The sequence below is a fragment of the Vibrio sp. 1641 genome (genome assembly GCF_033339995.1).
GTDB lineage: Bacteria > Pseudomonadota > Gammaproteobacteria > Enterobacterales > Vibrionaceae > Vibrio > Vibrio alginolyticus.
On record NZ_JAWOVP010000002.1, the window covers coordinates 413,570 to 427,570 of the forward strand.

Sequence of the window (14,001 nt, forward strand, 5' to 3'; positions counted from 1 at the left end):
TCACACTATTAAACGCGATCGAGAAAGATAACGAAGAGAATATAAGATGAATCTACGTCATACATTATGCTTGATTACTTTAGCGGTCTTATCTGGCTGTAATCAAGAATCGGCCAAGGAACCTAAACAACACGCGCCAAAACCTCAGACGGTTCAAGACCGAATCGCAGAAAAAAATGCTCAACAGTGGGAAGATGGTCGTGTTTATATCACAGAAAACAATTACGTTATTTATGACAAAGAGACGGGTAAACCTAAACACTTTATTTTTAAAGCTAAAGAATGGCCACGTGAAGATCTCACCAATGAAGGCTCTTATGATTTACCACGTGTAGTGTTTCGTTGGGATAACGCCCGAAATGAAGCGAAAGACCACTATGATCAAAGGGATAAAGTGTGGAGTATAAAAACGGATGGGACGGACTTACGTCTGGTCGCAGATGAGTTTGTTGGCAAAGTTCGTCTAATGCGTGTCTCTCCAAATAATCGCTACTTGGCTTTGGCTTATTCGGCTTCAGAAGGGATGTTTAAAGTAATTAAAGATCTTAAGACGGGTGAGTATATTGAACTAGGTCGTTCACGTGGCTACCCAGAGTTTCTATGGGCTGAAGACAGCAGCTATCTTTACTACGTAGACAAGTTTAAAGACTGGAAGTACACGTTAGCGACGGGTGAAAAAGAAGAAACGGAAGTTAATTTTAATGAATACTCTGTTATATATAATGGAAAACGAATTGTTGTTGTTGCATATGGAGTAGCAGTTTTCGATGAGCAGACGAATGAACTGCTTTATTCTGTTGCACCTAAAGAAAGAGGAGGTGATTTGGATGCCAAGGAGTTCCGTAAGAAAGCAATTAGCCCAACAGGACGTTATGTTTGGTCAGAAACCAGAACGCACCGTTATCTTATTGACGTTAAAAATAGAACCTTCCAGTCGGAAGAAATTGTTCCAAGAGCGGTAGGTAAGTTACGTTATTTTGAAATTCTAGGTAAAGATGTAAATTACACACGAGATGGAGCGGCTAGAGTTATATTGAGCAAGACAACAGAAAACAATGAATTTGGGCCATACCTGAAATGGGAGCAAATTGGGACAGGCCATAGTGCTGGTAATTCTTCTCTATACAACGCTTTTGCCAATAATGGTGATTTTGTTAAAGAGGGGGATTTATGAGCCTTGTAGAGAACTGCAATACAATACCGCTACATGCTAGTTATTATTTATTTGGCGCTTACTTTGCAGCCGAAGAAGATGAAAATAACGACAAAACTTACCCTTCATGGCACTCCAACACGAGTCTAGTTGGAGAAAATATTTCCAATATTCGCCCGTTAGCGAAAGTGCCGATACTTAACGTCACTGATAGCGATAGCCCTAAGCTTTGGGCTACCGACCATAAATTTAAGTTATGTTCACTGGGTAACGGAAAGCCCGATCAATATGGGGCTTTTGAGGTCCTGACACCAGAGCACACAATTCATGCGTTAGGTAGGGATTTACCCAAAGAGGGCGGGCAGACCTTCACTTTCCGCTTTCCGCCCTTGCCTTTAATAGCTTCACTTTCTGAGTTAAACCCCAAAGAGTTAGCTACAAAAGTTGCAGATTTGAGTAGCCAGTTGGAAAACAGCGAAGCAAAACTCACCTTGACAGAGGTCAGCATTGAACAATTGGCTAAGCCTTACGAACCAGCTGCGAACGGGGGGCTCAGCGAAGAACAGGCAGAATATAACAAGTGGTATGAAGATGTAAGTGAATCGGGAGAGACACTAAAAGGCTTCGTTTTACCTGTTGTGGCGAGTTGCGCTGTGGTTTTTTCTGATCAAGGCTATGAAAGTGCGACGGTTACTTTGCAAAAGTTTGACTCAACCAAAGAAGGTGGGGAATACAAAACGATAGGCTCTTCAGTACAAGCGGCATTACCTGAAGATGAGCTTTCAGAAGAAAATGCTAAGCAATATCCATGCGCGATGTTTCACGTTGATCCTGCTGATTTTAAAGAAGGCTTATACAGTATCCGTGTCGAATTTATTCCAAGCCAGATGAAAAATGGTGTTCCACAGTTCATTAAAGACGCTCATATTCAGCAATTTTCTGAAGGCTTAGATACAGTCTATACTTACGAGCTACGTGAACAGATTACCTTTTCTTCAAGCACTCCGTTAGGGAAATTTGCCATTGTCAGTGGCGATATGATCTCCCTTGAGGAATCCTTGATTTATCAATACCCTCAGTACTTTGGAAATATGAAACATTACCTTCACGGTAATGTACAAGGTGTAACAGCCAATACGCCAGCTTCAAGGAGTATTGCGTTACTCAAGAATATCCGAGATGTGTCTGCTCAGCTAGGAGCAGGGCTGCTGAGCGGTAGCTTGCAAGACACTTTAGACCGTGATGGCCGCCAAGCGGTGTTTAATAACGTCTCGAAACTGTATTGGGATGCAGTTAAGTCCGAGATGCCGCCTGCGATGAAAGCGGCGGGCGAATTGTATTACGGTATTTACAGTACGAAAGAAGCGCTTGATAAGTTGCAGGAACTCCACACTCCAGCTATCGCGGGTGTTGGTTGGAAGGCGCTATTTCACGATAAGGTTTTTAACACCAATGAAGCTCGGTCAAGCGCACTTGCACTTTCTTTAGAATCACGTCTGGGTAACCGACGTGTGGTTGCCGGGCGAGTTGCGGAAGCTTGGCTTTCTGGTGGTAAAACCGTTGGTTTTAATGGCTTCGGAACGGGATTGACAGCACTTAGTTTGTATAAAAAAGCTAAACAGCTGGTTAATCAAAATAAAAAGGTTGATAAAGCAGAGCAAGGAACAGAAGAAGTTACAAAAGACTACCTTGCTCAAATTCCAGTTTGGAAGACAGCTAACCATATCCAGGAAGAAAAACTAGAACAGGCTTTAAAAGATGCGCGTGATCAATCTGGCAATCAGATTGACGCCATTCTCGTAAATAGCTCTAGAGGCGCAGGAATAAAAATAGAATTTGCCTTTAACTCGCGTGAAAAAGAGTTAAAGGATCATGCACCTATATTTAAACAGCTTGCTGCTTCTCTTGCCAACGTTTTAGAGAATGAGCCAAACCTTAGAGTAGAGATAGAAGGGCATGCTTGCCAAGTCGGTACCGAGAAAGCAAATATGCAGGTCTCGGCAGAGCGCGCAGAATATGCGAAAAAGCTGCTCATGAAGGAGTTCCCTGTTTTTGAAGGTCGTGTTTCGGTAGCCGCTTTTGGTGAAAGTAAACCTGTCTATGTTCCCAAACAAGGTGAAAAAGTCGACCGCAACAACCCTAATCTAAGACAAAACCGTCGGGTTGTAATCCGTATTTACCTGCAATCCCTGAACATATTCTTTCATCCCAGTCGCTATGGCTCGCATGCAATGGAACGCTCTAGGCTTGCTCTAGAAGCTGAGATGGTTGCGCAAGATAAAGCAGAAGTCGCACTGCGAATGGCGATTTTTGACAGTGTCGTTGACGTCGCTTCCTATATTCCTGCTATAGCTCCTGCGGCAAGAGGGTTTATGCTTGCCATAGAGGGTTCAAAGACAGCAATATCTGCGGTGAAAGTGATTGATAGTTTAATGTTGGACTCCTTCCTAGAAGAGTTAAAGCAAAGCCATGAGGTTGTCAGTGAGCTTGAAAGGCTGGCAAAAATACATATCGAGTTACTTAACGATTTGCGACGCAGTAAGGTAGATGTAGGTATTGAATGTAGGTCTTATCAGGAACTCATTACTCACCTTGAGAGCGAAGAAGTTCGTAAGGAGGTGTTAAAACGCTACCAACTACGAGCGCTTGCTATTAATGGCTTAGTGTTATTACTCGCTGACCTAGGATCTCAAACCAAACGGAATTCTAATATCTCGTTTAGGTTTTTGGTTGAGCGTTACAAGGTGAAGGAATACATTGAGAACTACATTTTGAGCGATGATTGGTCTGTACATACGATCAAAGGAAACACCTTAGCGGCTAACTGGAAGAACCGTTGTGATAACGAGTACTACACCGAATTATCGACAAAGATGCCACAAGGTGCGCAGCATTGGCCTGCTCCAATAACAACTAATAGCAAAGTTTCTCATCTCTCTATAACCGAAAACAGGGATAGCTTTAAAGCGTCAGGTGCATTTAATCAAATCTTCCCGATACAAACCATGTTGTTTGAACACCCAAATGAAACGATGTTTGATAACTTTACCGAGTCATTTAACCCGCAAGGAAGTGAGTTAAAGAAAGATGAAATCGGCTATTGTCGAATACTAGTTCAGTCAGCTCGCTATGCTGAAAGTGATGAACCGGAATGGATGTCATATGATAGTTGGATTCAGCAATCTAGCAGCAGTCGCCTAGGTCCATACGATAAAGTGAAAGTGCAGTTGATACTTAAAAAAGAACACAAGTATGCGAAGCCAGTTACTATTGGCTATGATCGCGTCGACGGGCTCGAAAATATTAAAGGTCCAGCTTTCAGTGACTGGATGCTGCCAATGAAGGTTAGTGACTTCAAAGCAGATCCTGATGGGCGAATAAGTGCTTTTTACAAGCAACAGGGGATTGATGACGGCGCTACGTTGATTGCTATTGAGCATATTCCCTCATTCCGCTTCGGTGATGTGATGATCGACGGTATGAAACCAATGACCTCTAAAGCAAAGCTAATGTTCTCTGATGCAATGTTCAGTATGGCAGTTTCCGGAGCAGCGATATCGGGTCAGCCAAGCGACTATTTTGCAGAAGCGGATTCCTTTAAGCGCTATGTAAAAGGCGGAGGCTTCCAAAATATGCGTTACTGCTTGGGAATTAGAACAAACCAAGGGCAACATAGTTTTTATTTACCACAAGAGTACAGTCTGGGGCAGAAGTTTGATGATGCTGAAGATGAGTTGCAAATTGGCGCTTTAAGTACAGAAACTAGACTGGTTTTGCTTGATACCTACTTGGGAGAGCAGCAACTGCGTCTACGTGAACAGGACCTTATGGTAGAGAGCTTTACCTTAATGGCAGGTGAGGGAGACAAAAATACCATCCCTATACTTCATGGCATTAAACAGCAATTGGTGGCTATAGACACCAAAGCGTCTGGTTTGAACTTTTTCAGTGAAAGAAAGTGGTACCAATCGGCTGATAATATCTGGCGTGATGGTTTCTCATGGGGAAACAAAAAGAAAGACGATCCTGCCAGTATTTATGTACTGATTTTGGGTGAGAGTCATGAAAAAGCACTTTATGAACGTTTGGGTATGCCGTGGGAAGCAGTGAATATGTGTATTCAACTGGCGCTCGACGGAAATGATGGCAAGCCAGTTAAAGGTCCTCTTTACTTCACCGATATGTATCATATTGGTGAGTTTGCCTATAAAAACGAAGAATGGATGTTTACTGAATCTATTTCAGAAAACCATCGAGAACAAGTTGATGCCATGAGTGAGTTTATAGGTGAAGCTGTAGGTAGTCTCACTAAAGAGAATGAACTATCTAAGAGCAAAAACTATACGATGTACTGCATGAGGTTTAACTTGGAATATGTTGCACCAACGGGAGTTAGGTTAAAAGGCCTAAGACCGTTTGGTGGTGTAATTGGTGGTAAAGCGAACTTGGAGCTTTCGGTTGCTCATCTAAAACAAGTCGGATTAAATGGAGCTGATGACTATGATATTGGTCGTGATGCTGTAATTTCTATTCCTTCTTTAAATGCGGATAGTGCTTTGGCTGGTAATTTCTTTAGTGATATGCCTTGGTTAATTGAGAAAGAGTCGACAGAGGAAGGCGTAGACAAGTCTGCGGCTGAAACTTGGAAGCAGTATAACGAATCTCAACGCAAGAAATGGCTGAAAGATTGGATTGAGAAACAACCTGCGGTAACTCAAGCACCCAAGCCCTTGGAAAAGTCACTTGATAACCCTTCCTAGGTGCAAAAAAACCGCCTTCGGGCGGTTTTTCTTTTCTTATGACTTCATACTGAATTTAGAATTTTCTTTTAAAGCCCCATCAACCCGCTGCAGAAATGTCGTATTTCTTCATCTTGTGGTTGAGTGTGCTCATTGGCAGCGCCAACTGCTCAGCGGCCTTCTTGGTGTGCCAATTGCAGGCATTTAAGCAATCGATGATTACTGTACGCTCGTATTGGCTGACAACGTCCTTAAGGCTCTTTGAAACGTCTTCTAAATCCGCTTGTGCTTGCTGCTCGTAAGCAGGTTGCTCTGGGGTAGGTGAAGCTGCTTTCATGTCGATACTTGGTACATCTTCTGGGATTTGTTCGCCAAACTCAATGTGAGTAATGGTTTCAAAATCGGACAGTAGCACCGAGCGCTCAATGATGTTCTTAAGCTCACGCACGTTCCCTGGGTATTGGTAGGCAAGCAGCTGTTTACGTACGTTGGCACTTAACCCTGGCGCTTGCGGCAGACCTAGCGTGTTGGTTGTGTGTTGCACGAAATGTTCGGCAAGGGGAATAATGTCTGACTTGCGAGCTCTCAATGGTGGTAATGTAATAGGGAACACATTCAAACGATAGAACAAATCGGCACGGAATCCGCCATCTTTGATTTGCTGCATAAGATTACAGTGGGTTGCGGCGATAACGCGAACGTCCACCTCAATCTCTTTGCTGGTACCGATAGGGCGAACTTTGCGTTCTTGTAGTACACGCAGTAACTTTGCCTGCAGTAGCATTGGCATATCGCCAATTTCATCTAGGAAAAGCGTGCCGCCGTTGGCTGCTTCAAACAAACCGACTTTGTCTTTGTCTGCGCCCGTAAATGAACCTTTCTTATGCCCAAAAAGCTCAGATTCCAATAACTGCTCTGGAATAGCCGCACAGTTCTGAACGATCAAAGGCTGTTCTGAACGATTAGAGTTTTCGTGAATGTATTTCGCGATCACCTCTTTACCAGCGCCCGTTTCACCACGCAACAGAACGTCGACAGGAAGAGATAGCACCTTATCAAGACGATTCAAGACATTGAGCATTTCTTCGCTCTCTGCAATAGGACCTTGATAGGCTTTCTGGGTACGCTTTTTGAGCTGAGTATTCTCGCGCACTAGGGCTTGATTGTCTGCATTGAGATTTTTAATCACTTGCCCGTATTGCTCTAACCACACAGCTTGGCGAATATTACTCGCGGCCATACGACAAAACTCAGTCAAGGCTGCCTCGTTATCGATGACGTTCAAATCGAGTAAGACTAACAGTCCAATGGTTTTGCTTTCGCTATCAATCAAAGGCCAAGCCAATAAGTTCTCGCTTTTTAATCCCAGTGTCTGCTCAGTTTGATAGATGCTTTCGCAGTCATAGCCGTTGTACTTATACAACTCGTTAATCAACACCACTTCACCATTACGAATGGCAAAGTTAAATGGATCGTTCTCACTGGCTGAGTCTAACTGTAATGCATCCCAAGGATGGGAAACGATAGTTTTATCGTTATGGTGAGCGGTACTTGGAATCAACGCCTGCCCAGTCTGGTCCAACACATAAATGATGCCGTGCTTTGCGAGGGTCATTTGTCTCGCAGCAGTCAACACAGCATCCAACGTTTGGGTAAGCTGGCTGCGATCAGCCAAAGACTGACTGATCGCAAGTAGGGCGTTACTAAGTTCGCTATGGTTAGCTGAACGCATAGGTTAGTGTTCCTTGCTCATCGACAGACACTTCGATTTGCGTATGTGAATCATCCTTGTCATGCACTAATAGCTGAGTCGATAGTTGCGGCAGCAACTGACGGTTGATGACCGCGTCGATATTACGCGCGCCCGTTTCAGCAAGGCGACAGTTACCTAGTACGAACTCAACCAAGCTGTCTTCGTAGCTTAGCGACAACTTGTGATGGCTCTGTAGACGCTGAGAAACTTTGTTCAGCTTGTGGTGAATAATTTCTTTCATTGCTTCATCAGACAGCGGAACAAATGGTAGTACTGACATACGTGCCAACAGCGCTGGCTTGAAGTGTTGGTTCAAAGTAGGGCGAATAGCTTCTGCGATGATGTTCGCATCGATGTCTTTTGATTGATGAACCAAAGATTCAATCTCGTGTGTTGCAAGGTTACTGGTCATGATGATCAGCGTGTTCTTGAAGTCGATTGTGCGGCCTTCGCCGTCGTTCAGCGTGCCTTTGTCGAACACTTGGTAGAACAGGTTCAACACTTCAGGGTCGGCTTTTTCCACTTCATCAAGAAGAACAACAGAATATGGACGTTGACGAACCGCTTCTGTCAGCATGCCGCCTTCACCGTAACCTACGTAACCCGGAGGAGAACCGATTAGGCGAGATACCGTGTGCTTCTCTTGGAACTCAGACATGTTAATGGTCGTCATAAAGCGCTCACCACCAAACATTTGATCAGCGATCGCACGAGCCGTTTCGGTTTTACCCACGCCACTTGGGCCAACCAGCAGGAATACGCCTGTTGGTGCGTCTGGGTTACCTAGACCAGCTTTCGCAGTTTGAATGCCTTCAGACAGTGCATCGATAGCGTATTCTTGGCCTTTGATGCTTTGTGTTAGGCTTTCTTTCAGTTTTAGCGTGGTTTCTGCTTCGTCTTGAAGCATCTTACCCATAGGAATACCAGTCCAGTCCGAGATCACATGGCTAACTTCATCTGGACCCACTTCAAAGTGAACCAGCGGGTTACCACTGCGGATTGCGTCTAACTGTTCTTGGCAGGCTGAAATTGCAATGCGAACGGCTTCTTCATCCATTTCTGCATATGGAGAAACGTCTTGCTCTTGTTCTGAATCTTCGTCTGCAGAAAGCTCTTCTTCATTTGTTTCGCCAAAAACCAGTTCATGCAAGCGAGAGCGTAGAGCAATCATCTCTTGGATCTGCTCCTTTTCTTTGTGCCATTGAGCTTCTTGTTCTGCTAGCTCTTCTTTCGTTGTTTCCATTGCCAGTTTTAGGTCTGGAATGTTAGCAAGGCTGTGCTTGTCGCCAGTTTGCTGCAGAGCATCACGCTCAAGTGCTTCAAGCTCGCGCTGTTGAGCTGCAAGTTCTTGCTGCAGTGTCTCTACAGAAGCAGGAATGGCATTAAGGCTGATGTTCACTCGTGCACACGCCGTATCTAGTACATCGATCGCTTTGTCTGGCAGTTGACGACCAGAGATGTAACGAGCAGAAAGTGCTGCCGCAGCAGTGATAGCATCGTCACGCACGTAAACGTTATGTGACTTCTCGTATGCTGGGCGCAGACCACGAATGATCAATGCTGCTTGCTCAGGAGACGGTTCGTCGAGTTTCACCAATTGGAAACGACGCGCAAGAGCAGGATCTTTCTCGAAGTATTTCTTGTATTCCGACCATGTTGTCGCAGCGATGGTTTTCACTTCACCACGCGCTAGGGCTGGTTTTAGCAAGTTTGCCGCGTCGCTGCCGCCTGCTTGGTTACCACCGCCAACAAGGGTGTGTGCTTCATCGATGAATAGAATGATTGGAGTTGGTGAGTTTTTCACTTCATCCAATACTGCGTTTAGGCGTTTTTCGAATTCGCCTTTTACGCTTGCACCAGCTTGCAGGAGACCCATGTCCAGGCCGTAAAGCTCAACACCTTTGAGGTTGTCTGGTACGTCACCTTGTACAATCTTAAGTGCCAAACCTTCTACTACTGCGGTTTTACCAACGCCCGGTTCACCAACAGCAATAGGGTTGTTTTTACGGCGACGAGCAAGAATGTCCACGATTTGGCGGATTTCTTGGTCGCGGCAGAAAACAGGGTCGATTTCGCCTTTGCGTGCTTTACCAGTGAAGTCGGTTGTGAACTTGCTCAGTGCTGAGCCATCCTCACGAGCTTGTGTTTTCTCTGAAGTAGCAACTTGCGCCTCAATAGAGTGGCTTGTAAGCTCTGCAAAGTTACGCTTAAGGCTGTCAGGGTTTACCGCTTCAAGGATAGAGGCGTAACCATGTTGGCCGTAACGGAGAGGGTTGCTAACAAGAGTAAGGAGTAAGGCACCAGAGCGGATTTGTGTTTCGGATAGATCTAAAGAAGAAACCAGCCAGCTTTCTTGCAACCATTCGATTAATAAAGCAGAAAAAACAGGTTTGCTGCCATTTCCTTTGGCGTTGGTGTCGAGTGTGGATCGAACCGATTGTCTTAATAAGTTCTCAGAACAATCAAAATGACTTAATAAGACGTCAAAATCACTATTTGGCCTTTCTAATAGACTCAGTAAATAATGCTCAATTTGAACTTCGTTTGCTTTTTCAGAGACTGCAAGTGCAGCGGCGTCTTCTAATGCTACTTTTGCAATCGGGTGTAGACGCTGAATTAATGAAGAAAGGTTTATATTTATCATAGCCATTTTATTCTTTAGAGGAAAAGAGGTAGCGGCTATTATACTAAAAGTGATTGCGTTCTTTTTTTATCAAGATATTTTGACTATCGTTTGTTGGTTATTTTTAATGATTATTGTGACATTAATGTTTGTGGTTATTTTAATGGCGTTGTTATTCTAAATTAATTGATAGTAAAAGTGTCGGATTTATTAGTTTTAATGACTTTATTTACACGGTTTTATATGGTTATTTTCACTTTTTAAAGTTAGAACAATTTATTATTATCTTAATCCAACTTTTTGGTTTTTTATCCAATAAATTGTACTCAAGATATTAGTGAATAATGTCTTAATTTGATTAAGTCGTTGTTTTTGCTGTGTTTTTAAAGTTGGCACGGACTTTGATTATACCAAGTAGTCGCGGTGATAAGCGATTTGGTGATTTAAACAAAACAGATTTTAGAAAAGGAAATAGCGATGCCAACTCCAGCATATATGTCTATCCAAGGTGAGACTCAAGGCCATATTACTAAAGATACTTACTCTGCAGATTCAGTAGGTAACACATGGCAAGAAGCTCACGTTGATGAGTTCCTAGTACAAGAGCTTGATCACGTGCTAACAGTTCCACGTGATCCACAAAGTGGTCAGCCAACGGGTCAACGTGTACACCGTCCACTTGTTGTAACTAAAGTTCAAGATCGCTCATCTCCACTACTATTCAACGCACTAGTATCTGGCGAAAAACTTCCTGAGTGTGTGATCCGCTTCTACCGTACTTCAGTTCAAGGTAAACAAGAGCACTACTACTCAATCAAATTGATTGATGCGCTACTTGTCGATATCCAAACTCGTATGAACCACTGTCAAGACGCAGCAACAGCTGACCGCGTGACAGAAGAAGTGCTTAAGTTCACTTACCGTGCGATCGAAGTAACTCACGAAAACTGTGGTACTGCGGGTAACGACGACTGGCGTGCTCCACGCGAAGCTTAATTGCTCGTCGCGTAAAGATTCAGGGCCAACGATTGTTGGCCCTAATTCGATTATTTGTATCAGGTAAAAGATATGGTGAATGACGTAGAATTTAAATTTGAAGTACCTGGATGTGGGCATGAATTTCGGGTTGAGAGCTTTCATGTTCATGAAGAGTTATCTAAGCCTTTCCACATCAATCTCTCATTACTTTCACTTGATCCAGATATCTCGTTCGATGAGTTAATACGTAAAGCAGGAACGTTGACACTTTACGGACAAGGTGTTGGGGCTGCGCGCGTGTTCAACGGCGTGGTGAATGAAGTTCGTTACTTAGGGACTGGACGTCGTTTTTCTCGTTATCAATTAGTCTTGGTTCCTCAAGCTTGGTTCTTATCTCAGCGCCAAGATTGTCGTATTTTCCAGCAAAAGTCAGCGCAAGACATCATCACAGAAGTACTCGATGATGGGGCAGTCACCGATTACCGATTTGAAGTGTCGGGTACTTATCCTCCAAAAGAATACGTTCTGCAATACCGTGAGTCTGACTTGCACTTCGTGCAGCGTATGATGGCTGAACACGGTATGTGGTATTACTTTGACCATAGCGATTCAAATCATACGATGGTCATTGTCGACAGTAATGACGCGATTGCACCTTTGATAAGCTCGCCACTAAATGCTTCTTACATTGGGCCGATTGTTTATCATGCCGATGGTGGCGGTGTTGCCGATCGCGAACATATCTCTGATCTCGAGTTAGTTAACCGCGTTAGAACGGGACAGGTTACGTACACAGATTACAACTACGAACACCCTAAAATTCCACAAGAGATGACACAGGCTGGCGAGCTAGACCAAGATCTCAAGCAGTTTGATTATCCTGGACGATACGTTGACCCGCTGATGGGTCAGGTGAGAACCACGGAGTGGATGTCGGAACACATAGTCGATAATCAACAAGTGGAAGCAACGAGTGACGTAATGCGCTTAGCATCTGGTTACAGCTTTAACGTCAGTGACCACCCGCGTTCTGAGATTAACCGCGATTACCTCATGTTGTCTGTAATGCACACAGGTCAAGATCCGCAAGTGCATGAAGATGAAGCGAGTGGTATGCCAACCACTTACTACAACCAGTTCTCATGTATTCCACGTGATGTGGTGTTTAAAGCGCCTAAACTAGCGGCACCAGTAGTGGATGGCCCTCAAACGGCGGTCGTTGTAGGACCAGAAGGTGAAGAGATTTACACCGACAAGCTTGGTCGAGTGAAAGTACAGTTCCATTGGGATCGCTACGGTGATAACAACGAACATTCAAGCTGTTGGATTCGTGTAAGCCAATCCATGGCGGCGCCAACATGGGGCGCAGTTTATTTGCCGCGTATTGGCCACGAAGTCGTAGTGACTTTCCTTGAGGGGGATCCAGATCGTCCGTTAGTTACGGGCGCAGTTTACAACGGTTTGCATTTCCCACCGTACTCTTTGCCAGAAAACAAAACTCGTACCACGTTCCGCACGCAAACGCACAAAGGAACAGGTTACAACGAGTTGAGTTTTGAAGACGAAGCGAACCAAGAAGAAGTCTATATTCACGCTCAAAAAGACATGTCGACCAAGGTGCTCAACAACCGTTACCGTGATATCGGTCAAGATGAATTCTTGAAGGTTGCACGTCACCAAACGAATGAAGTTCATGGTGACCATAAAGAAACCATTAATGGGCATAAAACGACACAAGTAAACAGTACGTTTACCGAGACAGTCGAGCAAGACGTTACCGTCACATACAACGCGAACGAAGCCCAGTATGTGAAAAACAATTCTGACTTAGAAATTGGTGATAACCGTACGACTAAGATCGGTAAAAATGATGACTTAGATATTGGCGAAAACAGTAACCTTACTATCGGTGCGTCTAGGAGTTCAGATATTGGTGCGGATGATAACCAGACGGTTGGTGGCAACTTAACGGTATCAGTGAAAGGGAACACCGCTTATAAAGCTGATGGTGCAACGCAAATTATCAGTGGCGACAAGATTGTATTGAAAACGGGGGGTTCCTCTTTAGTGATGAACAGTGATGGTTCAATAAAGTTATCAGGCTCGGCTATTACGATCGAAGGCAGTGACAAAGTCGTCGTGAAAGGTGGCAACGTAGTGGTTAACTAACAATGGAAAAACAACCTCTTACAACAGAAGTAATATCAGAGCAGCAAGCCGAATCAACGGCTTGCTTTTCGCGTTTTGGAAGAATAGTGGCTATCAATGAGTCTATGGGCAGTGTGCGAGTTGATTTTGACGGTAACCCATTTAAGCAGCCACTCACTGCGAGACTAGGACGTGGCTTTCGTCGTTCTGAACTGCAAATGGCTATCGATAATCGATTAAGTTGTCGAGTTGAGTTTTTGAACGACGACTTAAGCTTGCCTCTTGTGACGGACATTTTCTTCTCCATTCTGGATGACTCTGACGAGTTTGTATTGCGAGCGAAGAAGATGGTTATCGAGACAGAACAAGAGTTGGTAGTCAAAAGTGGTGAGACAGAAACTCGCTATAGCGGGCGCGATGGACGAATTACCACTAAAGCGAAGTACGTCACTTCTCAAGCAGAAAAAGCACAAAAAATTCAAGGCGGAACGATCGCAATTAACTAACTACCTAGCGTTAGCTAATGGTTTTGTGTTAACAAGTCACGCCAAGTGAGCTAATTACTTCGAGTTAACTAATTGCAATCGCGTTATGGCACGCTAATAAC

The 14,001-nt window shown here is 44.1% G+C and carries 7 protein-coding genes; 5 read left to right on the top strand and 2 right to left on the bottom strand.

Annotated elements, in window-relative coordinates; all coding sequences use genetic code 11:
• The first annotated feature begins 46 nt into the window (after positions 1-46).
• Together R7Z47_RS05875 and R7Z47_RS05880 are read left to right on the top strand one after the other, a co-directional pair.
• The gene (locus R7Z47_RS05875) at positions 47-1,174 is read left to right on the top strand and encodes a Tricorn protease domain-containing protein (RefSeq protein ID WP_213969564.1); all 1,128 of its coding nucleotides are present in this window, start codon (positions 47-49) and stop codon (positions 1,172-1,174) included.
• The gene (locus R7Z47_RS05880) at positions 1,171-5,913 is read left to right on the top strand and encodes an OmpA family protein (protein WP_318129888.1); all 4,743 of its coding nucleotides are present in this window, start codon (positions 1,171-1,173) and stop codon (positions 5,911-5,913) included. Before R7Z47_RS05875 ends, R7Z47_RS05880 begins: the two co-directional genes overlap by 4 nt.
• A 79-nt stretch (positions 5,914-5,992) precedes the next feature.
• Here R7Z47_RS05880 and R7Z47_RS05885 read toward each other — a convergent pair whose 3' ends face one another.
• A complete protein-coding gene (locus tag R7Z47_RS05885; protein ID WP_318129889.1) occupies positions 5,993-7,624 on the bottom strand; it encodes a sigma-54-dependent Fis family transcriptional regulator in 1,632 nt (543 codons plus the stop codon).
• Positions 7,611-10,289 carry a type VI secretion system ATPase TssH gene (gene tssH, locus R7Z47_RS05890; RefSeq protein ID WP_318129947.1) on the bottom strand — a complete coding sequence of 893 codons (2,679 nt, stop codon included), beginning with the start codon at positions 10,287-10,289 and terminating at the stop codon, positions 7,611-7,613. The genes R7Z47_RS05885 and tssH overlap by 14 nt, the downstream gene beginning before the upstream one ends.
• A gap of 456 nt (positions 10,290-10,745) precedes the next feature.
• Here tssH and R7Z47_RS05895 point away from each other — a divergent pair, with 456 nt between their 5' ends.
• From R7Z47_RS05895 to R7Z47_RS05905, 3 genes are all read left to right on the top strand, one after another.
• Positions 10,746-11,264 carry an Hcp family type VI secretion system effector gene (locus R7Z47_RS05895; RefSeq protein ID WP_005373415.1) on the top strand — a complete coding sequence of 173 codons (519 nt, stop codon included), beginning with the start codon at positions 10,746-10,748 and terminating at the stop codon, positions 11,262-11,264.
• A gap of 72 nt (positions 11,265-11,336) precedes the next feature.
• On the top strand, positions 11,337-13,415 hold the full coding sequence (gene tssI / locus R7Z47_RS05900) for a type VI secretion system tip protein VgrG (protein ID WP_136976736.1): 2,079 nt from the start codon (positions 11,337-11,339) through the stop codon (positions 13,413-13,415).
• Positions 13,416-13,417: 2 nt separating this feature from the next.
• A complete protein-coding gene (locus R7Z47_RS05905; RefSeq protein ID WP_130546348.1) occupies positions 13,418-13,900 on the top strand; it encodes a hypothetical protein in 483 nt (160 codons plus the stop codon).
• The last annotated feature ends 101 nt before the right edge of the window (positions 13,901-14,001 follow it).